This is a genomic window from Mesorhizobium loti CJ3sym (assembly GCF_000472785.1).
Lineage (GTDB): Bacteria > Pseudomonadota > Alphaproteobacteria > Rhizobiales > Rhizobiaceae > Mesorhizobium > Mesorhizobium loti_E.
In genome coordinates this window covers 59,821-80,061 of the sequence record NZ_AXAL01000019.1, presented here as the reverse complement: position 1 = coordinate 80,061, position 20,241 = coordinate 59,821, and the positions used below count along the sequence as shown (strand labels likewise).

19 protein-coding genes and 3 pseudogenes are annotated in these 20,241 nt (G+C 59.1%); 5 read left to right on the top strand and 17 right to left on the bottom strand.

Annotation, left to right across the window (positions count from 1 at the left end; all coding sequences use genetic code 11):
- The first annotated feature begins 21 nt into the window (after nucleotides 1-21).
- On the top strand, nucleotides 22-378 hold the full coding sequence (locus tag A3A9_RS45850; RefSeq protein WP_027061137.1) for a hypothetical protein: 357 nt from the start codon (nucleotides 22-24) through the stop codon (nucleotides 376-378).
- A 24-nt stretch (nucleotides 379-402) separates the two neighbouring features.
- On the opposite strand, the pseudogene A3A9_RS45845 reads toward A3A9_RS45850, so the two are convergent.
- Together A3A9_RS45845 and A3A9_RS45315 are read right to left on the bottom strand one after the other, a co-directional pair.
- Nucleotides 403-1,500: pseudogene (locus A3A9_RS45845) on the bottom strand (recombinase family protein); the annotation flags it as partial.
- A gap of 21 nt (nucleotides 1,501-1,521) precedes the next feature.
- Nucleotides 1,522-1,770: a hypothetical protein gene (locus A3A9_RS45315; protein WP_063827790.1), complete on the bottom strand. Its 249-nt coding sequence runs from the start codon at nucleotides 1,768-1,770 to the stop codon at nucleotides 1,522-1,524.
- Between the two features lie 397 nt (nucleotides 1,771-2,167).
- Here A3A9_RS45315 and A3A9_RS0124485 point away from each other — a divergent pair, with 397 nt between their 5' ends.
- From A3A9_RS0124485 to A3A9_RS0124470, 4 genes and pseudogenes are all read left to right on the top strand, one after another.
- A complete protein-coding gene (locus tag A3A9_RS0124485) occupies nucleotides 2,168-2,467 on the top strand; it encodes a hypothetical protein (RefSeq protein ID WP_027061134.1) in 300 nt (99 codons plus the stop codon).
- Complete coding sequence (locus A3A9_RS0124480; protein ID WP_202596407.1) at nucleotides 2,467-2,898, top strand: type II toxin-antitoxin system VapC family toxin; 432 nt, start codon at nucleotides 2,467-2,469, stop codon at nucleotides 2,896-2,898. The genes A3A9_RS0124485 and A3A9_RS0124480 overlap by 1 nt, the downstream gene beginning before the upstream one ends.
- A 674-nt stretch (nucleotides 2,899-3,572) precedes the next feature.
- On the top strand, nucleotides 3,573-4,814 hold the full coding sequence (locus A3A9_RS0124475) for a tyrosine-type recombinase/integrase (protein WP_027061132.1): 1,242 nt from the start codon (nucleotides 3,573-3,575) through the stop codon (nucleotides 4,812-4,814).
- Nucleotides 4,815-5,186 (top strand): annotated as a pseudogene (locus A3A9_RS0124470) (tyrosine-type recombinase/integrase); the annotation flags it as partial.
- On the opposite strand, the gene A3A9_RS0124465 reads toward A3A9_RS0124470, so the two are convergent.
- The 15 genes and pseudogenes from A3A9_RS0124465 to A3A9_RS0124395 form a co-directional block, all read right to left on the bottom strand.
- The gene (locus A3A9_RS0124465; protein ID WP_245279114.1) at nucleotides 5,183-6,274 is read right to left on the bottom strand and encodes an HNH endonuclease; all 1,092 of its coding nucleotides are present in this window, start codon (nucleotides 6,272-6,274) and stop codon (nucleotides 5,183-5,185) included. The pseudogene A3A9_RS0124470 and the gene A3A9_RS0124465 sit on opposite strands and share 4 nt — an antisense overlap.
- On the bottom strand, nucleotides 6,243-7,373 hold the full coding sequence (locus tag A3A9_RS39375) for a PIN-like domain-containing protein (protein WP_051371124.1): 1,131 nt from the start codon (nucleotides 7,371-7,373) through the stop codon (nucleotides 6,243-6,245). Before A3A9_RS39375 ends, A3A9_RS0124465 begins: the two co-directional genes overlap by 32 nt.
- A gap of 2 nt (nucleotides 7,374-7,375) precedes the next feature.
- Complete coding sequence (locus tag A3A9_RS0124455; RefSeq protein ID WP_027061129.1) at nucleotides 7,376-7,906, bottom strand: hypothetical protein; 531 nt, start codon at nucleotides 7,904-7,906, stop codon at nucleotides 7,376-7,378.
- Nucleotides 7,903-9,579: a DEAD/DEAH box helicase family protein gene (locus A3A9_RS0124450; protein WP_027061128.1), complete on the bottom strand. Its 1,677-nt coding sequence runs from the start codon at nucleotides 9,577-9,579 to the stop codon at nucleotides 7,903-7,905. Before A3A9_RS0124450 ends, A3A9_RS0124455 begins: the two co-directional genes overlap by 4 nt.
- Nucleotides 9,576-11,927: an ATP-binding protein gene (locus A3A9_RS0124445; RefSeq protein ID WP_027061127.1), complete on the bottom strand. Its 2,352-nt coding sequence runs from the start codon at nucleotides 11,925-11,927 to the stop codon at nucleotides 9,576-9,578. Before A3A9_RS0124445 ends, A3A9_RS0124450 begins: the two co-directional genes overlap by 4 nt.
- Before the next feature lie 24 nt (nucleotides 11,928-11,951).
- Nucleotides 11,952-12,413, bottom strand: coding sequence for a very short patch repair endonuclease (locus A3A9_RS39370; RefSeq protein ID WP_082222206.1), 462 nt, complete (start codon nucleotides 12,411-12,413; stop codon nucleotides 11,952-11,954).
- The gene (locus tag A3A9_RS41855) at nucleotides 12,385-13,332 is read right to left on the bottom strand and encodes an Eco29kI family restriction endonuclease (RefSeq protein ID WP_051371109.1); all 948 of its coding nucleotides are present in this window, start codon (nucleotides 13,330-13,332) and stop codon (nucleotides 12,385-12,387) included. The genes A3A9_RS39370 and A3A9_RS41855 overlap by 29 nt, the downstream gene beginning before the upstream one ends.
- A gap of 72 nt (nucleotides 13,333-13,404) precedes the next feature.
- Nucleotides 13,405-14,574 carry a DNA cytosine methyltransferase gene (locus A3A9_RS39360; RefSeq protein ID WP_033838771.1) on the bottom strand — a complete coding sequence of 390 codons (1,170 nt, stop codon included), beginning with the start codon at nucleotides 14,572-14,574 and terminating at the stop codon, nucleotides 13,405-13,407.
- Complete coding sequence (locus A3A9_RS0124425; RefSeq protein WP_027061126.1) at nucleotides 14,561-14,764, bottom strand: ribbon-helix-helix domain-containing protein; 204 nt, start codon at nucleotides 14,762-14,764, stop codon at nucleotides 14,561-14,563. The genes A3A9_RS39360 and A3A9_RS0124425 overlap by 14 nt, the downstream gene beginning before the upstream one ends.
- A gap of 217 nt (nucleotides 14,765-14,981) precedes the next feature.
- Nucleotides 14,982-16,052, bottom strand: a complete 1,071-nt coding sequence (locus A3A9_RS0124420; protein ID WP_051371107.1) for a hypothetical protein — start codon at nucleotides 16,050-16,052, stop codon at nucleotides 14,982-14,984.
- Nucleotides 16,049-16,897 carry an HNH endonuclease gene (locus A3A9_RS0124415; protein WP_027061124.1) on the bottom strand — a complete coding sequence of 283 codons (849 nt, stop codon included), beginning with the start codon at nucleotides 16,895-16,897 and terminating at the stop codon, nucleotides 16,049-16,051. The genes A3A9_RS0124420 and A3A9_RS0124415 overlap by 4 nt, the downstream gene beginning before the upstream one ends.
- Nucleotides 16,897-18,462: an AAA family ATPase gene (locus tag A3A9_RS0124410; RefSeq protein ID WP_082222205.1), complete on the bottom strand. Its 1,566-nt coding sequence runs from the start codon at nucleotides 18,460-18,462 to the stop codon at nucleotides 16,897-16,899. The genes A3A9_RS0124415 and A3A9_RS0124410 overlap by 1 nt, the downstream gene beginning before the upstream one ends.
- A gap of 33 nt (nucleotides 18,463-18,495) precedes the next feature.
- Nucleotides 18,496-19,005 carry a hypothetical protein gene (locus A3A9_RS0124405; protein WP_152536171.1) on the bottom strand — a complete coding sequence of 170 codons (510 nt, stop codon included), beginning with the start codon at nucleotides 19,003-19,005 and terminating at the stop codon, nucleotides 18,496-18,498.
- A gap of 130 nt (nucleotides 19,006-19,135) precedes the next feature.
- Nucleotides 19,136-19,913, bottom strand: a pseudogene (xth, locus tag A3A9_RS41290) (exodeoxyribonuclease III).
- Nucleotides 19,914-19,931: 18 nt separating this feature from the next.
- Entirely contained in the window at nucleotides 19,932-20,129 is a 198-nt protein-coding gene (locus tag A3A9_RS0124395) for a DUF3606 domain-containing protein (RefSeq protein WP_027061121.1), read from the bottom strand.
- Nucleotides 20,130-20,241 lie beyond the last annotated feature (112 nt).

Below are 20,241 nucleotides of genomic sequence, written 5' to 3'. Positions count from 1 at the left end.
CTGCACTAGCGCCTGCAAATAGTGACGGCTGAGCCCACCATCCGTTCGAATTTTCTTTCGCGCCTCAATGCCAAAGCGGTGAAGCAACTCCGGCGTAATCCTGGTTTCTCCACTTTCCCTGCGCTCTTCAGCACGCTCGGCGTCGGCTCGTGCAGCATCTCGGACTCGCTTCAGCTCACTGATGCGCCCTTTGAGATTGGAATCACCCAAGTCGGCGAGGCCATTTTCAATCGCCTCGTACAATCGCGTGAGCTTGGCCTCAGCGTCCGCCGCCTGCCTCTTCAGCTCGGTGACTCGGCCTTTTTGCCGCTCTGCTTGCTGGTCGCGACGCCTTATCAACCCAAACAGCAGATCTTCCAGGCGAGTTGGCTCCAGTAGCCGGTCCTCCATGTAGGAAACGACCTTCGTATCCAGTTCCTCCATCGGGACTGTGCGTCCTCGGCATCCGGTCTTCCCCTGACGCGCTGCCGTGCAGCAGGTGTAGTAGCGATATTGTTTCCCCTTACCCGATGTACGCAGGGTCATCGCCCCACCACAGTCGGCGCAGAAGCAGACGCCACCTAGCAACGTGCCTCCACTCACGAATCGGGGCGCTTTCAACTGCGGGCTTCGGGAACGCATCATTTGCTGGACCTCGGCGAACTCCTCTGGGTCGACGATCGGCTCGACGATCACTTCAACCACCTCGTCGTCGGGGTTCTGCCGTTTCTTGCGCCAACTGGAGACGTTGAAGCGGTGGCGCCCAATGTACGTCTCGCGCGTGAGAATCTGATGCACCGCGCCAACACCCCAGCGCCCACCGGTCTGGGTCCGAATGCCTCGCATGTTCAAGAAGTCGGCGATCTGCCTCGCCCCCATGGGGCCATTGTCCGCCCCGACGCGCGCGAGGCGGAACATCAGTCGGACAGTATCGACTCGTGCGGGATCCGGCTCGATCTTCTTCTTCGTGCGCGACCCACGCTGCTCGGCAGCGACGATCCTATATCCAAAGGGCGGCCGGGATCCGTTCCAATAGCCCTGCCGGGCATTTTCTCGCATTGCACGGAGCGTGTGCTTGGCGTTTTCCTTCGACTGATACTCGTCGAAGAGCGCCATGATCTGGCGCATCATCACACTCATCGGATCGTCACCAAGATCCTGCGTGATGGATGTGAGCCGAATGCCGTTCTTGGCCAACCGACGCACATAGAACTCAAGCTGAAATTGGTCGCGGAAGAAGCGCGAGAACGAATGCACGATAATGAACTCGAACGGTGCGGGCTTCTGCGCCCCTGCGTCCATCATGCGTTGAAACTCGGGCCGGCGGTCGTCTGTCGCCGATGCACCTGCCTCAACGAACTCCGCAACGACGGAAATCCCCTTCGCATCGCAATAGGCCTGAAGCTGACGGCGCTGATCTGGAATCGACAGATCGTGCTCCGCCTGCCGACCCGTCGACACTCTCAAATACAAAGCCGCGCGCCCAGGCGACACCAAGGCGGGATTCACTGTGAGGGTCATGCGACACCTCCTTTTGTTGCTTCAATACGTTTGGCTGAGCAGTTCGTCCAATAACGGCCCGAAATGAACCTCGAACACATCGAGTTCGGCATCAGAGACGGGAATGCGGTCCGGCCAGTCATCGGAAATGCTGAAGTCCCAAGTGTGCTCGATTGCCCTTCGTGCGAGGACCCGCGACCTGGCATGGCGACGAGCGCGCGGCTTGCGGACATAGTCAAAGAGATCGACTTCGTCCTGGGGCGCAGAAAATGGGGGGCTATTGACCGGCATCCCGCTATTGTGGGCAAAATCCAAACAAAACTTAACCGTGCCAGTCGGTTACCGGCAGACTTTAAAGCGCAGTACCGGACAGGCTCGGCAAGATCCAACAATTTTGGCGGGCTGCCTCGTGCCACGGCGTAGCGGAAAAACCCGCAAACGGCGCTCCGACGCGGCACATGACTGGATCTACCCACCGATGGCTTCCTTTCAGCGTCTGATAAGCCTAGCACCGCCATCTGGAAATATTACCGGTAACAACTAGGGGGTCAATCAGCATATGCCGATTGTTCAAACAAACATGCGGGCGACATCCATCCAAAAGACCGGAACGACGCCGCAGCCCGATGGCTACGTCTTGCTAAACAAGGTTTTCCGGCCATATTACTGGGCATAGTCGGAGGTTTCAGTGGGCATCTCGCAAAAACGCGCCATCCAAAATTATCGATCTCGCCTTAGCGAGCGCGGCCTGACGCGCTTTGAGGTGCTTGGTCGTGATGTTGATCGCAACCTCATCCGCTCATTGGCTCGCCGGCTGGCAGAAGAAGGCCCCGATGCCTCGCGCCTTCGCGCGGCTGTCAGCCAGACCATCGCCGGCGAGCCGCCGAAGAAAGGTGGCATCCTTGCCGCGCTGCGCCGATCCCCGCTCGTCGGGGCCGATCTCGACCTTAGCCGTTCTCGCGAAGAAGGACGCAAGGTGGAGATTTGATGCGATATCTGCTTGATACGAACATCATTAGCAACATTACAAAACCAACCCCGTCCGAGCCCCTGCTCGCGTGGATGGCCGACCAAAAGGACGATGATCTTTTCATCGCCTCGCTCACAGTCGCAGTAATTCGCTGCGGTGTGCTTGAGAAGCCGTCGGGTAAACGGCGGGACGAACTCGAAAAGTGGTTCTCGGGGCCGGACGGTCCGCAGATGCTTTTTTCGGGTCGGGTCCTATCTTTTGACGAGAAAGCCGGACTGATTTGGGCGCGGCTGATGGCCGACGGTAGGGCGAAAGGCCGCCCTCGAAGCGCACTCGACACGATCATTGCCGCCGTTGCTGAAGCCAACGACTGCGTCGTCGTGACCGACAACGAAAAAGACTTTTTCGACATCAAGATCGTCAACCCTATTAGGGACGGCGGCGCCTAGCGGGAAATAACTGCCGACACGAAGTCGGGTAGATTGTCGACCAACGCCAAGGCATGCGAAGCCGCTACGCCCTGAGCATGCCGGCACACGCTATGATAATGCCTTGGCTCGAGCGTAGTCAGAATCCCGATGTTCAACCCTGTGCTCTGGCGAACCAGCAGCCCTCAAGCGGCACCCCTCGCCGGGGGCGGCGGCCCCGCGTCCCGCCTGCGGCGTCGCCATGCTGACGCTCCTTCGGCGCCCGGCTAACCGGTCTCGAGGTCACGAACTTGCTCCGGCAACGAAATGGATTTGTCCGTCTCACGTACATTTCATCGCCTCCGCTTTGTGCGCCCTTTTTCTTACGGCCGCCAAGGCGGCGCCGGCTGTGCCGAAGATTGACCGCAGACGGCAAGGAGCCCAGCATCAAGTTGCAGGCCGCAAGAAGTAGCCTGAGCGTGATGCACAACCATCCAAAAATGCCTATTTCGCTCCCGCAGGATCACGCTCTATCCCGCTGATTCATCTGTATTTTCTGACTTGTCGCAGGCCCGGCTAGTGTGGCAGATACGGGGTGGTTTTCAGGGGATCAAAACCCCTTCAGACCCGAGTTGCCGGCCCTTATTTTTTGGTGGGTATAAACCCCACTCCTCATCCGTCGGCAAAGCCCACTCTCAACCCAAGGGAGAACAAGCATGCCGATTATTTCAGACGGAGAAATACGCGCCGCAATCAGGCGGATCGAACAAAGTGCAAAGCAGGAAACGCTTGTTGATGGCGACGGGCACGGCACCGGCCGGCTCATACTCATTCTCAAGCCCATGCCGACTCGCGTGACGGCCGATTGGATGGCGCAACAATGGCGCGACAAGAAGCGCGTCAAAAAGAAGATCGGATCCTACCCGTCGATGTCTCTCGCCACGGCGCGCGAGATTTTCGACCGCGATTTTGCAAGACTTATTCAGAAGGGCCGGAGCATCAAGATCGCGACCGACGCACGGGCCGGGACTGTCCAAGACCTTTTCTCAGGCTATGTCGCCGCCCTCAAGAGCGCGGGCAAGCCCTCCTGGAAAGAGACGGAAAAGGGTCTCAACAAAATAGCCAACACGCTCGGCCGCCACCGGCTTGCCCGCGAAATTGATCCTGAGGAAATTGTGGAGGTGATCCGGCCGATCTATGAGCGAGGCGCCAGCGCCATGGCGGACCACGTCAGAAGCTATGTCCACGCCGCCTATAGCTGGGGCATGAAATCCGAACACGATTACCGGAACTCATCACCGCGCAGGTTCCGGATTCCGTTCAATCCCGCTTCCGCGATTCCGACCGAGCCGAAGGTGCGGGGCACACGCTGGCTCGATGAGGCCGAATTCCCCCGTCTCTATTGGTGGCTCGACTGCCCTGACGTCCCGGTCCACCCCTCCTATCCGCGCGCAATCCAACTCATCATGCTCACCGGGCAACGCGTTGAAGAGATCGCCCGTCTCCATGTGGAACAATGGGATGCGGCCGAAAAGATAATAGACTGGTCGAAGACGAAAAACGACCAGCCGCACGCCGCGCCCGTACCGTCCCTGGCTGCAGAACTCATCGGGTCCATCACTCCGAACGAGTATGGCTGGTACTTCCCATCGGCGAACGATCCATTCCGGCCGGTCAGCCACGGCTCGCTCTACAGTTTCGTATGGCGGCAACGGGACCGCGGGGTCATACCTTTCGCGACCAACCGAGACCTACGGCGGACCTTCAAAACCCTCGCGGGCAAAGCCGGCATCTCGAAGGAAATCCGCGACCGCCTGCAGAACCATGCGCTACAGGATGTCAGTTCGAAGAGCTACGATCGCTGGACCTACATGCCTGAGAAGCGCGCAGCGATGAAGAAATGGGACGCATATGTCAGAAAGATGCTGGCACGGAACACATTCACGCTGGCGGCATGAATGCGTATCCTCTCGGAAATGCCCAAGGTTGCAGCACAAATCTTCCCGTATTCGACAGACGCGATCAGCGCCTCCTTCACCCGCGCCTTTAAGCGGCTTGGAATCGACGACCTTCGTTTTGATGACCTGCGGCACGATGGCATTTCGAGATTATTCGAGCTTGGCCTTAACATCCCACGGGTCGCCTCAAATTCAGGACACCGGTCCTGGACATCGCTCAAGCGTTACACACACCTGCGCCAAACCGGAGACAAGTACGACGGTTGGAAGTGGCTCGCCGAGGTGACGAAGAAGGACCCCACTCTGAAACTCGTCAGGCACGGCCAATTCCCACGCCGACGGCGTTCCGACCGGAACTGGACGGCCGCCTAACCTCCGCTAAATGCCTCTCGATGCTTAGCAACGTAGCCGGGATGCGGCCAGAGCTTCGGGTCTTGCGGTAGATGAATGCGATCCAACTGGAGAGCGAAAAGGCTGCGCAGCTCGTCCGGCACCTTGTTGTGGGAAACAAGCAGGCGATAGTCGTCCGTGAGAGAGATTAGGTGTCGGTCGAAAAGCCAGTGCACGGTTCCGGAAAGTGCTAGGCCATTCTGCACGACGTCCGGCCCGCCTGACGCGACAGGCCAAATGTGCGCCGCCTGGACCTCCGCCTTGCCGCCACCATTTACCATGCGCAGCCCGGTCACGGCGCATCGGTTGTCGTAGGCTTCGCAAATCTGGCGGCGGAAATTTGCGTCTCGCACTTTCCGGTTGACGAGTATCTGCTCGATCCGTCTCGCCTGATCCTCGGGCGGCGCTCGTAAAAGATCCAAGGTCTCGGGATCAACATGGCGATAATCAAGCTCCAAACGAACTGCGTTTTCGGGCGCCAAGGTTTCATCGAAACCAGCACGCGCGATTGCGGCGAAGTCTGCCTCAGAAATTGTCCGTATCGATTTGCCCTGTAGATAAGCGCCGACGCGGCTCGGATTCCCGATCTCACGTAAGGCCGCCTCAGCATAAAAGGCGCCGGAAAATGGGACGGGCCGGTCGAAGGGAAGGTAATCTTCAACCAGCGCATAAGAGTAGCCAGGCCGCCCCGGATCGGGATCAATCCGCAATACCCTGGCCACAGCGATGTAGGCGCGGCGACCTCGGTTGCGTTGTGGCTCTCGATAAACGATCCACTCGCCGACAAGTCGCTCCGCTATCGCTCGATACTGCGGCGGGAAGTGATAACGGCGTGTGATCTCGTCATCGTACCCCGAGTTCGCCTTGGTATCGAAAATGCCTTTCAAACCAATGAGCTCCAGAGAGCCCGAGAGGCCTGAAGGCCTTTTATGCGTGCGACGTCCCCCACCCGAGGCGTGAATAACACGATCGAGTAAAATCGAACGGTTGAGCGTGGCTGCGGCGACCGGGGCACCCGTGATGCCGTGGCGGAATTCGTCATGCTTCTTGGCTCGCTGGCGTTCCGCCATCGTCCTGGTCTTCGGGAGGGGCGGAGCTCGCCAGTGACAAGGACTGCAGTTCGCCGTTCAGCTCGCTGAGCCGCGCCCTCAAAACCGAGCGGTCAGCGGTCGCAGCAGGCACCGTTGCGCCCGGAGCCCCCGACAACAGGCCTACAATATGGTCCCGTTCGTCCTCGAGTTCTCGTGCCCTTGCTCGTGTCACGCTCGCTTCGGCGGCCTCGCTCTGCTTCCGACGAGCACGTACGTCGTCCTGCAGACTCTTTTCGACCTGATCCACGCCCGCCTTGATCTCCGGGAAGCGTTCCGCCGCGAACCTTAAGAACTGGCCGAACTCGTAAATGTGGAAGTCTTGATCCGAGCCGGCTTGAAACTCCTCTATCAGCTCAGGGCGAGGACCCAACTTCCGACCTTTGTGAATCCACCACCAGTCTTCCTTGGCGTCATCCGAAATGAAAATGATCGGTCGCTTCTCCGCCTTGGCCTTGCCGATCATGTCCTTCCAAATAATTAGATCACCATACTTGTCGAACTCGCCAGCGTCCTTTTTGGCGTCCTTGTATCCGGGCGGAACCTTCTTCGCATAGCGATCATCGCCCTCCTTCTTGAGGGAAGTTAGCTGCTCGACCTTCCACTTGTCCCCAATTCGACCATCCAGAAGCTGCGTAAGGCGCGTGACAGAAGCCGCGATATCCTCAGTCGGATGGGCCGCTTGCGAGGCCGCCATTCGAGAACGAAAATCCGCCGAGAACATATCCAAGGCGGCCAATTCTTTGGGCACACTTATCGTTGGATGGGCGCGGAGCTGCCTCAGCCGCTCCCGCGCCTTTTCGATCGTCGCTTCCTGGTCTTTGATCAAGGCGTCGTAGGCATCCTGCGCGCCAAGCTCGACATCCAGACGATTGCGATGAAACTCCAGCCCAACTTGGTACGGAATCCATAGAGACTCCTTTAGCGCGTCGAACAGGCGCAGAAGTTCCTCTCTAACGGCGGCGGGATGACGGAGGCAGTGCAGCAGGACATTCGCATCCGGGACAAAAATAGCGTTGTCCCACAAGGCCGAGGCCTCAGCCGCCGACTTTGGATACCAGCCTGGATACTTTTCTCTCATCATCATTCCAACCAGGCTAATTTCTCAATTCCGAGTCTCCGCGCGGCCTCTTTAACGAGGGTCCGGGATCGTTCCGCCTCGGTCTTCCCACTCTCAAGCAGAACAACACCGAACGACGTGAATGAACTTTGTGCGCGACCGCGCTCGAAGACCGCCATTAACACAGACTTCCAATCGCGGCTTCGACCCCACCCGATAACCCTACCGTCGTCAGTCCTGCGCCCGTGTGGTTTGATGTAGACGTGAACGACGCGATCGGCAGGGGTGAGTCCAAGTAGGCGCCAGACCTCGCCCTCGTTTAGAGACAGGCGGGCGCGAACATATGGCTTCACAAGGGAATCCTTGATGTAGACGCGCACTTTTCTGGCATCCATCACGTGGGCCAGCTGCCCACCAATTGATGCGTCTCGCGTCCAGAGCTCGTAGTAGCGCGCCCGCTCAACGTCCTGGAGTGACATCCATCCGAGATCGTCGCACTGCTGCCAGAGCCTGTCCTGTAGGGCATCGCGTAGAGCTGCTGATATTCCGGTCACTGAATTCCGCCCCTGGTATGAGGCGCCGGGAAATCGAAGGCAGGCAATTCTAGTGTTGGATCCCCCTCACGGGTGAACAGGTCTGCCTGGTCCTTCATCCAATCGAGCATGAATGTGCCAGCACCTTCGTCGCGGAACTGGATGACACCTGGTAGACGCAATCGCTCGACGTCCCCTCGTACGGCTTTCTCGAGCTCAACAACCTCCGCTAGGCGCCGCAGGTCGCTGACAAAATCTAGAACGACGACCTTCTTCTTCCTCGGGCTGATGCGCAGTCCCCGACCCAACTGCTGCACGAATATCCGACGGCTGTGCGTGACACGCATGAAGACGATCATGTCGACGTCCGGCACATCAACGCCTTCGTTGAAAAGGTCGCGAGTGGTAACAACGTCGAGCGTCCCCTTTCGAAAGTCGGCCATGGTCCGATCTCGTTCCCGAGGCGCCATGTCACCGGTGATCGGCTCAGCGCGAAAACCGAACAACCTCAGCATGGCCGCGAAACTTTTGGCGTGGGTCACCGAGGAACAGAATATTATCGCCGAGCGTCGGACCTCCTTATCGAATGTGTCTCGGATCGCGCGCGCCGCCTCCTCATCACGGGTTGGTAGCAGCAAGAGCTTGTTGAGTTGCTTGATCGAATAGCTGTTGCGTGAGTGCGATCGCACAAACGACCAATCAATGTTGTCCGCGAGCAGCCGGTAATCCGCCTCGCAAAGAAATCCTCGTCTCAGACCCTCCGCGATACCGATCCGAATGACGGGCGGGCCCAACAGGTGGTCAATATCGTAGCCATCGCCCCGCCACGGGGTGGCAGTGACGCCGCCGATCATCGCCTCCGTCATTTTATCCGTGACGCGGCGGAAGGTGTCGGAGCCGACATGGTGCGCCTCATCGATCAGCACGACTCCGAAGTCAGGCAAGTCGTCGAGCCGCGACACCGCGCTTTGAACAGTCGCGAACGTGATGCCATTCCACTCGCTCGGAGACTCGCCGCCGATCAAGCGGTGCGTTGGAATCCATTTTGGAAGCTGGTCCCAAAATGCCCTCTGCAGCTGATCGACCAATTCCCTCGTGCCGGCGAGCACCAAAGCCCGCCCTCCGGGGATCGCCTCATCGCGAAAGAGTTGGGCTAGGCTCTCCGCCAGCACCACCGTCTTCCCAAGTCCGGTCGCGAGGACCACCTGCCCGCGGCCCGTTTCGCGCAAGGCTCCGACAAACCGTTCGACAGCCCCGAGTTGATAGTCGCGAAGATCCCGCCTGCTCGGCGGATATTCCGGACTGCGCCTCGCCATCTCCAGCAACGTCGCCGGCTCCAGAACACCAATTTCGACGCCAAGAGCGGCCCAACGTCGGACCGAGGCCTGCATCGCGGGCCCGGCGCGGCGGCTCGTGGCAACGTAGAGTCGGTCGGCCTGATAATACCGCGCCGCCTCGCCGACTTGGTCCACGGCCGTCGGCGACGGGTAACCGCCGGTGGTGAACTTGCACTGGATTACCCACAGTTCAGAATTCTTGACGCCGAGGATGTCGGCGCCAGCGTCACCGGAACCACCAATGAGCCGGACGTCCTCAAACCCGTTGCACACCAGCAGCCGAGCAACATCCCGTTCGAAGGCTTGCCATGGTCCCCTTAGCAGTCGCTGGGCGTGGAGGAAGGGCTCTGCGGTCACACCACAACATCCGGTCTGAGGAGCCGGAGCGAACACGTCGCTCGGATCACGGTGTCCCGCGACGCGCGCGCCAGGTCAGCTGGCGTTTGATCGGCAAGCCAAATGGCGTCCCCGAGGTATGCGTCATAGCGGGCGACCGTCGCCGCTTTGGCATCGTTCGTCACGTCGGGAGCGCCGAAGTCGAGGACCGCATAGGCATCCTCCCAGTAGCTTCCATCAAGAAATAGCTCGGGATGCCTCAGGAATAGCCTGCGGACGGTGCTTCCGTCGGCATAGTCCCAGTATCGACCATCGTCAATTAACGCTCGTGGGTCGGCGACACCGCGGCCTGCCATCCGCCGCGCGATGCCCTCTTTCTCGCGATTCGATAGCTCGCCATACATCTCGGCCGATTGTTCTCCCACAAGGCCGGCCACCGACCGGCAGATATCGCTCAGGATACTCCCCGCGAGGGCGATGATCTCTTGCTCGTCCAATCGTGTGTCGCCGCAGTACTCAGCGCGAAAATCCGCGAGGACACTCGCCGCTGTCGCTTCCTGGCTGTGCCCGCGGAGGAACTCGATAGTTCGGTAGGTCAGGTCAACGAGCAAGGCGTCGATCGGCGTCATCGTCGAGGATCGAAACACGTTGTGTGTCGTATCGACGAGATACGAATAGGTACGCGTCGCCACATTATCCAAGCGAACCGCCCACGGCTGGCCCGAGGGCAATTGCGGATCGGCTGGATCGACCGCGAATGCCTCGACGTCGAACTCCGCGCGATATGTAGGATGAACATACTTGCGAGTGAGGTCAAATATCGGTCGCCGCGCGGGTGGAGTGGCGGGCTCGGGCGCTACGGGACCAGCGGCGGCTGGCTGTTCTCCGCCCGGTTGGGATCCGCCACCAACGCCAGCGGCTGGGTCCTCGGGGTTGGCACCACCTAGGAAGCCCTCCGGGATAGCGGCGCCATCGCCGGAACCCGGTGTATCACCGAGAATTTTCGCGTCCTGCTCCTCGACGAGCTGCCACCAGCGCTCATCCGTTAGGTAATCGGGGTCCGCGTTCGCGAACTGCCCGGCCATCTGCAGCGCGCGATCATTGTCCTGGACCACCATGATCCTGGACCACAATCCGTTCTTACCTTGAGGGCTGGTGCGGCGGAACGCCTGGAACAGCTTGTACAGAGGACTTTGGTTGCCATCGAAGCCTTTTTGGCGCGCGGTGTTGGGCCGCAATGGTCCCTCGCCGCGAACCACGCGCAACATCTCATTCCATGCCGGATCGTCCCGCTCGAAGCGATTCTTGGTGTAACTCACTTGGCAGTGGTCGAGGTGGATTTCTCCAATGAAGCGACCTCGGCTTCGCGGATCATCGATTGGGTACTCGACCTCCTGTGTCTCCCCATCGTTCCATATGAAGAGGTCCTTGCTTCCGATCTCGATTTTTCTACCATTTCTGATGAAGTCGATTCCGAAGTCGGTCTTGTCCAAGTATCTTTGGATGCCGACCCAACCTTTAACTCTTCTCGGGGTCTCGACGATCGCGCAATGCGTGCTTCCGGTGGGGCATTGTTCTTGATCGCTCGCTAACGTGCGCATGCAGTGCTCACAATATCGCCGCGGGGCGAGCGCGACATCGAACTGCTCCACCGCGCTAGCGACGGCGCCATCAGGTAGCTCAACCGATCGGCTCGAATCCCAGACGCAAGGGCGGAGCGGCGTGACCCTCACGCCGCCCAGCATCAGCCGGATCACACCCGCTTCTGAACTCGACAACAACGCGGAGTATGTTTTGGCCAAATGCTTCTTGATGGTCGTGCGGTTGTTCGCTCTTGCCAGATAGGCGCGTTGTTCGGGCTTGAGCCGAGTGACCACGATCTCGGTCCCATGATCCTCATGGTTCGACTTGGCTCGCACTTGACGGGGCACTTTGTAATTTCCGGATGCTCGCAGTTCCTCTAGGTCGATGCGAACACCGACTTGTTCCGGATCCCCCCGCCGGCTGGTCCAGACCTCTGTTACGATACCAAGACGCGCGGTGGCGATATTGAAACCCATACCGAATAGGCCGAGCTTTGACAGTGGATCATTTCCCGACCAACCCGCCCGAAGCGCGTTCTCTAACGTCTCCAGGGACATGCCGGGCCCGTTGTCCTTGACGGACACCCGCGCGTTTTCGGTGTCGGCGGTTGGGATGGCGACCGTGATTTCAGGCCGGGCGATCAGTATCCCGGCTCTGGCAGCATCGATGAAACCATCAATAGAATTGTCAATGAGCTCGGCCAGACATCGCCATTGCTCAAGATTGATCTCGCCGAGCATCTGCAGCACGCGCGGCGCCGGTGTAAGATCCAGTTCCTGAGTCATTTCCCCGCCCCTACTACCCGACTTTCAATCGGGTTTTTTCTCCGCCGCGCTCAGCGGCTTTGTTATCTGAAGTCTAGCAACCAGTTGCCGCAAGTCATCAGGTTTAATCTTGCATTCCCAAACCTCGACGACGGTCCAACCTCGCGCTTCTAGGGCGGATCGCGTTTTTTCGTCGCGCAATCTGTTGCCCTCGAGTTTTGGGCGCCAGAAATCGAGCTTCGACTTTGGCATTCTTGAGAGCTTGCAATTCGGATCGGGATGCTGGTGCCAGAAGCATCCATGCACGAACAGGGCTATCCGTCGGCTTCGAAACACAAGATCAGGCTTTCCGGGCAAATCCCCCGCATGCAGACGATATCGCAATCCCACCGCATGGAGCGCCTTGCGCACGCGCATTTCCGGCTTCGTGTCCCGCCCTCGAATGCGCGACATCTGAACGCTTCTTGCGGCTTCCGTCTCACTCGTCGTCGACACCACCAGCCTCATCCGGCTCGGGACCCGCGACCTCCTCGCCCACCGGCGGAATATCGGGGTTCGCCAACACTGCGTCGTCCTGGCGGAACCCGGCCAGCATCTCCTCCAGTAACGCTGCGTGATCCTGTCGCGGTGGCACACGCTCCAAGGTCGCGGCGATCCGCTTGGAAATCTCATCCGGCGTCAGGGAGTCTATCAGCCGCTCATCCAATGCCCAGAGACGCCCCGGGTGCACGACGTCCCATGGGGAGCGCTTGTTGGCTCGCGTCTTAGCCGCGTCGCCGTGCTTGCTCATTCCCCAGCAGGCCTTGGTCTCTGAGTTCCAGATCGGCCAAAAGGTACGAATGAGATGCTTCTCGGCTACCAGTTGGGAGTTCGTCGCGCACACAAGGCGGCGGCAGACAAAGTCCGCCAATTTTATGAGCGATAGATGGGCCGGCAGCTTGTCAGAATAGCCCTCCGCGGTCCCGATTGTCCCCGCATGCTCCAACAGGCGGGCTGTCAGCTTCGCGCCCTGCTCCCGCGTCGTGCTGGCATCATCTTTCGCCGGATCGGCCTTACCAACATAGATCGGCGTTTCAGATCCTGAGATGGATCCATAGAGCGGGTGATCGCCGCGATAGTAAATCGCGTAGACACCCGAGCCGTAGGCAGGCCGGACGTCAGTTAGCGCGACCAGCGGCTGCGCAATGAGCGCGATCGAGACCATTCGCCCAATCGCCTTTGGGTCGGCTGGGTCGAAGGTCGCGCGAGGCATGCGTATTGGATCTGTAGACGAGCGCACGGCCTCAACCGCGTCGGCGTGTGCGGCCAAACCTTCACGGATCCGACGAACCACCGCTTGAGGAGGATTGCCGCCGGCAGCCAAGAGCACCGCCGCGAGCGCGTCCTCAAGTGCCTTTATGGCGGCTCGATCTGGTGCCAACGCCATCCACTAACCCCTTCGTAGCCGAACGAGGTCTAGCGGCTGCGACTCGCCCTCCGGCTGATACAAAAATCAATGCTACGCGGCGCGACGTGTGGAAGCTAGGCCGTCGCTGGCCCTTGCGTGGTCGAGCTGTGTGGCAAGCCAGCGACCCGCCGCCGCTCCCAAGGGAGCAGGGACCGCGTTACCCAGCTGCCGCATGCTTTCTGTCCAGGAACGCGGAAACTCGTAGTCGTCCGGCAACCCCACCAGCCGCGCAGCTTCACGCGTGGTGAAATAGCGAACTGACCCGTCATCTCGGACCATCATGTTTTCGCCGCCAGGAACACCATGGTCTCCAGCCTTGAGCGCCTTCGCGGGCAGGTCCAAAGGACTTCCCGTGTGGCCTGGATATACCCGCGCGCCCAACTGAAGGATATGGTTGCTCCTTCCGTCCGGCTCACCGAGACCATCCAAGGCATCACGAACCGTGATCCAAGCGGATCCGACCGGCTCGATGTTGGACCGCCTCAATTTCTCAACGCGTGCGCGATCCTGTTGGAGTATGGGACTTTGGCGCTTCCTGAGGCCGTGCCGCACCCAATACTCGCCGGTAACATATTGCTCCCAGAGAAGCCGATCGCGACTATGGGTCGGAATCAGAAGCGCGGGGGGAACATCGAGGTCGCTTCTGATGCCAAAGATCAAAACGCGATGCCTAATTTGCGCGGCGCCATAATCAGCAGCATTCACAAGCTGCCACACGACATTGAATTCCTTGCGAGACTTGGACGCTGCCAGTCGCGCGCGGTGCTCAGCATGCGACTCGTTCGATGTCCGGACCAACCCTGGCCGCTCTAGATGGGCGATGATCCATTCGAGGTACGGGCGGAAACGCGGACCAGCAAGGTTCCTGACATTCTCGAAGAGAAATGATCGAGGCCCTGCCTCCCGCACCGCTCGAATAGCTTCCGGCCACATGTCGCGATGATCGTCCTGACCATGCTTCTTTCCGCCAATTCCAAAAGGCTGGCACGGAGGCCCACCCGAAACCAAATCGAGCGCGGTCAGCTTCGTCCAATCGATCTCCCGCACATCTTGAAGACCCATCGGCCAATCTCGGACGTGCTCCACGCCCTTTGTTTTATTGTGCAGGACCGTCGCCACAGCGTCCTGATCAAATTCCGCCATATGCTGGTGCTGGAATCCTGCTCGGGACATTCCGAGGGCCAGCCCCCCACAGCCGGCGAAGAGTTCAGCGCTTTGCATCTTCGCCCCCTTTAAAGTCCAGCGGCAACATCGGCCCGCCAGCGGCTTCTTCCAAAAACCTCTCGACCGATCGTCGGACCAGCCAGGCAACTTTCACGCCTTGCGCCTTCGCAAGTCGATCGAGCTCTGCCTTTTGCGCGCGCGTCAACGTAGTGGTTACACGCTCGGCGTCGCGACCGTCTTTACCCAAACCGGTCTCCGCGGCAATCCGCGGCAATCCGCGGCACATTATCTTGACGCCGAATCGCTAATTTTTCAACCCACGCGGGTTGTCGTGGCTGCCTTATCCTCGACTCAAGCATCCGGGAGAAGAACAAATGCGGAACATATTGCTCCTTGGTCTTTTGGTCAAGCGGGTGTGAGGCCCAGTGCGGCGCCACCATGGCGGCTCAAACGTTGTTGCACCCTCACGTGCGCGGCCAGCCATCATACCGACGCATGAGCAGGGCAGCGGTCAAAAGCACTAGGTGCAGCCGATATGTGGAATCGTCCTTGCCTGACAGTCCTGGATGAGATCCTTCCGGGTGAAGGCGCCGAAGAAGACCGTTCGTAAAGTTTTTTCCGTTTGATCCCCACTCGTTGAGGTCCTCGGCCAAGAAGCCAACCTTTGCCAGATATGCGCGTTTGTTCTCACTCTCCTTCAACTCTTCCACCTTCGCGTCTAGGCCAGTGGCGATCTCGTTCAGCAGCCCCTCGAAGAATGATCGGAGCTGAGCATTCGCGGATGCCCAGTTTCCACGGGCGTGGGCATCCTGTGCTTGAACAAGATGACCGAGGGACGTCTCGAACCGATGCTTCTTTAGAAGCGCCACCAACTCGGAGTCGGTTTGTGGGAGTCCAATATCGCTAGGGAGGCTGCGGCGGAGCGTGCCACCCACAATCCTATACCCGTCTTGCTCCAGGGCGTAGCGCAGCTTCTGAAACTCAGGCCTTTCAACCCTCGCCGTCGACCATTCATACTCCGGCTCAATTGCTGGAAGGCGCGCGGTCGCGCGCTCTACCAGCACGTTTTCAAGCAGTCCATCGTCAACCGAGTGTCTCGGATTTCTATCGATAAACCGCTTCAACTCAACCATGCGCGCTTTAGCGCTCCCACCCCCGATGTGCTCATAGACACTCGGTCCAAAATCGGTGAGCAGCGCACTGATTTCAGCCTGGGTGAGGCTTTCCAGAACGTCGGCCGCCGCAATAATCGTCCTGCGGGAAAAGAGCGGTCGGGCCGCCTCGCGAGCGGGTCCCAAATACTCCTCGACCCGATCATTGGCATGGCGTTCTAGAAATTTGCGCGCTTCTTGGTCGGTTAGCGGAAAGAACCCCTCCAACACACCATCATGACCTGCCACCAGCTCAAAGAATACGCCGGTCGGCGTCCGATAAAGCGTCCAGGACGCATCCGACCTGTCGTCGCCATGATCGCCTCGAGCCAATCGCTTGGAAGTGTCAGTATCGTACACGACCCCGTTGATAATCCTTCTCATGCCGCACTCATCGCGAAGCCGCCTTGGCAATACCAGTCGCTGTCGGAGAGAGCTTGGTAGGAGGCCGTGCGCCAGCCATTCACATTCACTAACCGACAGCTATTTGCCGTCTTTTGCAGAAGCGAACGCACCTCGTCCACCCCGCCATCTGCGTAGTTTGTGGTCATCAGGTCGCTCAGTTCGGTGAGTTCCTGGGCCGCTTTCGCGGCGTATCGAGCCGCAAGACTGAGCATCTGAAACTGGCGTTGGACTCGAGCAGTCAAAACTTCGCTCCAGCCGGCCGGTGGAGAAACGAAGAACCGTAGAGCGGCGGGGGTGCCATCTACGATTTCAGCGACAAGCCAGCGCTCACCCTCAATATCGTCGTAATAGGGATGAATCGTCTCATCGCTCGCCGTCAACGGCCGAACGTCCGCCTTAGCTTTATTGCAATCATGACAGGCCGGAATTAGATTCCACGGAGCTACAGCGAGCGCCGGAAACTGAGTTTTCGGCAGGTAGTGGTCGAGCGTTGAGACCACGTGTTGGCCACAGAGCGGGCATCGACCGTGCTTTGGCACAGCCATCAACGCATCGTAGATTTCCCGCCCAGGAGCTCCCTTCGCCGCGAGCCTCCCCGAGTAGACTCGCGACATTTCCTTGACGGTTACAAGGCCAATGTTGGTGCTTGGGGCAATGGTGTGAATTTCATTGCTGGAGGCTGCGTCATCGAACTCAATCGATGCCTCGACGATTGCGGCGGTAATGCCGGTGAGACGCTGCTTGAGGTCTGCATTTGCCACCTTGCTGATCGTCGTCGTGAACACGTCTTCGGCGGTTTGTTCGGGCTTTGGCAATTTCCACATCAGTCATCGCCATTCGCGTCACGCGCAGCGATCAGGCCCCGAACGATCGCCAGCCCCTCGAGTCCAAGTTGGCCGCCGAAGTGTTCGATTATCTCGTCGAAGTCGCCGCCCGATGCCACCTGATCTCGCAGCATGCGATGGAAGCCCGAATCCGTCACCTCGAGACCAAAGACCTCGCGGGTCAATATTCCAACATTCTCACCAAAAGTCTCAATCTCCGGCCGTTCGGCGACGACTGTGCGTCCGTTGCGTCGAACCTTCCAGACGCAACTCATCGGCACTTCCTGCAACACGACGGGGGAGTGCGTTGCAATAATCGCCACGCCATTGCGATTGATCAGCAAGTCCGAGACCGCGCGAATGAATGCGGATAACAACGGTGGATGGAGATGTGCCTCAGGCTCATCGAGGAGCACCAGGGTCCGCTCTTCGACCGTCTCGACCAAACGCGTAATCGTCAGCAGAACGATCTTGTGCCCGGAACTGAGGTTTGCGAACAGACGCGACGCCTCTGGAGCAATGTCCTCCTCATCCTCAGTTGCCAGCTGGGCGACGTCCGCGTCTCTGAAGATGGGATCCGCTTCCAGGGTTTGTAGGGCTCGCCTCCAACGGGAGACCCTGGCGCCCTGCCGACAAATCTGGACGCTTTCACTGAAATCCCGACCCAGGTAGTTGGGGCTCTTCGGTGCCAATGGCCTGCCGCTGGAGGACACTCCGATCCGCTTGAGGCCAATGTAGGAATATTGCGGACCCGAAGATCTGTCTCTCGGAACGCTGAGTGGAGTGAAATCGTCAAACGCGCTGAAGCTGACCGACACGAGCCCTGTGAACGAGCCGGCGGCTTCGTCTTCGTCATTGACCACGAAGCGCCCCTTTGCGCGATCCTCACTGTCCAAGAAGGCTTCCGTCATCGAGTTCAGCAGGTACGTCTTGCCCACCCCGTTCCGACCTGTGATGACATGGATGTTGGTCGGTGGCTGAGCTTCGGGAAAAACCCCAAACGTCAGCTCCATTCGCCTCGCGGACGACCTGCGATCGCGAGCCATCCGGTATGAGAATTCGAAAGGTGTAACGCGAGCCCCACCGCTTGCCATCCGGCGGTACTGCCCACGCACCGCCTGTGGCGACACGGAACGAAGCAGCGATAATCCAGTGACACGCTCTTGCAGGGCGCGCTCAAAAAGATCTGCATCGAGAGCGACGTCTCTGAGGCCTTCGAGAATCCGGTCGCGAAGATCGGGCCCGAGTTCGTTCAATGCCTCATAATAGGTATCGTCTTGCCCCAAAGAGAAGAACTGCTCCTCCAAGGCATCGAAGCGCTCTGGAATGTCGGGACGCCGCTGAGATTTCCCCATCCCGAGTTCGCCGATTTTCACCGACCCGACGTCCTGACGCTCACCATCGGCGTCGACATAGGTCAGGAAATACATGGTCGCAAATTCGAACCAGTCGTCCCAATTGTCGGTGACAAGAAATGCGCGCGATCGAGCGTTGGTCGGTGGCCGGCCGCCGACTGGCAATACTGTAAAAAACACGCTCTCCCCCCGCCGCGAATAGAAATTCATACCAGCATCTCGACAAGAAAGGCAGGGACGGATCTAGGGATACCGATCCTTTATTCGATGCATCGCCGTGCCGACGGCTGCCATCATCTTCTGAGACATCGTCACGAGCGTTTGGGTACTCGCCGCATCGAACTCCAAGATGGGCACCTGCTCGATGTCGGTATGGTAGTCCGACCGCCACGGTCGAACAAAATAGCTCTGCGAGTCAGAATGAGCGTAACCCTGGTGACGCAGGCGGATGACATTCCTGTGCAGAGCACCTTCTGCGGTGTCGTAGGCATCCAGAAGCTCCTTGGGAAATTGTGGCCATCCTCTGCTGCCTCCGAACGCGCGACCATACGAGGTAACCATCGCAGTCACGAACGCGGATTGCTGCAGGTATGTGGATCCGCGACTCCAAGGTTTAGCTTTCCACCGCTTCTTTAGGAGAAACAGCCCGTAGCTCTGAGCAGCAGCCAAGTCGTGCCGCGCAGCATGCAGTTTGCCGTAGAGTTTGCTATCCGCGTCGTTGAAATGAAGTTCGATGCTTTCGCTTGTTGTCAATGAAACGGCCCCATGACTGCCTATGCTCGGGAAGAGCACTCAAAGCATACCACGGCAAGAAATGGGTTTCAGTCGGGTCGTACGGCACGGCGCCTGGAAGCATTATTCGCACCCGCACAGCCTCGTAAGATTAGTCGAGTTCGATCCATGTAGGGGCATGGTCGCTTGGCTTTTCCCACCCTCGCACTTTGTCATCCACCCCGGCCCCTCGTAGCTGCGGTGTCAACGACGGACTTAAGAGCAGATGGTCCATTCGCAGGCCTGAGCTCCTGTCGTAGCCGCCGCCGAAGGAGAAATTCCAATAGGTGTAGACGCCCTTCTCCGGATGGACGGGCCGAACCGCGTCGGTCCATCCATCGTCAAGCATCTCGGCATAGGCTTGTCGGCTCTCGGGGAAATAGACCGCATCGCCGAGCCATCGTCGCGGCGCCACCGCGTCGATGGGGGTTGGAACGACATTGTAGTCTCCACACAGCACAGTCGGCGCCCCCGATTCGAGCAGCTCTTGTCCGTAGGTGATCAGACGGTCGAACCAGCGCAGCTTGTAGTCGAACTTGGGACCAGGCGCCGGATTCCCATTCGACAGGTAGAGGCAGCCGACAACGAGCCCGTCGACGTCGGCCTCGATGGTAGCGGCTATGGGTGTCATCGAGGTCGCCGGGAAGGCCGCGCCGGCGTTCGACCGGGTCTGTTCCCTGGGATAGAATGGCCACTCCGTTGTAGGATTTCTGTCCGTGCCAAATGGCGCTGTACCCAGCCTCGCGGATGGCCTCGATCGGAAACTTCTCGTCGGACGTTTTCAGTTCCTGGAGGCACACGATGTCGTAGTTGGTGGCCGCCAGCCATTTGAGGAGCACCGGCAGCCGACCGTTGACGCCGTTCACATTGAAGGTGGCGATGCGAACCATCCGCCGGTGTGGCCGGACTTATTTCTTGCGCAGCTTGTCCTCGACCTTCTTGCGACTGTTGCCGACCGATTTCACCGCCGACTTCACGTCGGCCTTGCTGGCCCCGGTCTTGCCCGCCTCGTATTTCACCTCATGATCCTGCCCGCCAGCGACCTTCGCGCGGTCCTGGCTGCGCCACGAGTTGTTTGAGTAGTAGCCATTTCGTCCTCCAAGGATTGGGTTCCAGTCCCGAACAACGCGACCGAACTCTTCCGGTTCGATGCATCAACGCGCCTGTGGAACAAAATCACAGCCGGGAGTATTGAATCGCACCATGTATTTGAGTTTA

Bases quoted from the DNA above. Each gene is read 5' to 3' on its own strand.
- A3A9_RS45315 (WP_063827790.1), bottom strand. From the start codon at position 1,770: ATGCCGGTCAATAGCCCCCCATTTTCTGCGCCCCAGGACGAAGTCGAT.
- A3A9_RS0124480 (WP_202596407.1), top strand. From the start codon at position 2,467: ATGCGATATCTGCTTGATACGAACATCATTAGCAACATTACAAAACCA.
- A3A9_RS0124475 (WP_027061132.1), top strand. From the start codon at position 3,573: ATGCCGATTATTTCAGACGGAGAAATACGCGCCGCAATCAGGCGGATC.
- A3A9_RS0124465 (WP_245279114.1), bottom strand. From the start codon at position 6,274: ATGGCGGAACGCCAGCGAGCCAAGAAGCATGACGAATTCCGCCACGGC.
- A3A9_RS39375 (WP_051371124.1), bottom strand. From the start codon at position 7,373: ATGAGAGAAAAGTATCCAGGCTGGTATCCAAAGTCGGCGGCTGAGGCC.
- A3A9_RS0124445 (WP_027061127.1), bottom strand. From the start codon at position 11,927: ATGACTCAGGAACTGGATCTTACACCGGCGCCGCGCGTGCTGCAGATG.
- A3A9_RS39370 (WP_082222206.1), bottom strand. From the start codon at position 12,413: ATGAGGCTGGTGGTGTCGACGACGAGTGAGACGGAAGCCGCAAGAAGC.
- A3A9_RS41855 (WP_051371109.1), bottom strand. From the start codon at position 13,332: ATGGCGTTGGCACCAGATCGAGCCGCCATAAAGGCACTTGAGGACGCG.
- A3A9_RS39360 (WP_033838771.1), bottom strand. From the start codon at position 14,574: ATGCAAAGCGCTGAACTCTTCGCCGGCTGTGGGGGGCTGGCCCTCGGA.
- A3A9_RS0124420 (WP_051371107.1), bottom strand. From the start codon at position 16,052: ATGAGAAGGATTATCAACGGGGTCGTGTACGATACTGACACTTCCAAG.
- A3A9_RS0124415 (WP_027061124.1), bottom strand. From the start codon at position 16,897: ATGTGGAAATTGCCAAAGCCCGAACAAACCGCCGAAGACGTGTTCACG.
- A3A9_RS0124410 (WP_082222205.1), bottom strand. From the start codon at position 18,462: ATGAATTTCTATTCGCGGCGGGGGGAGAGCGTGTTTTTTACAGTATTG.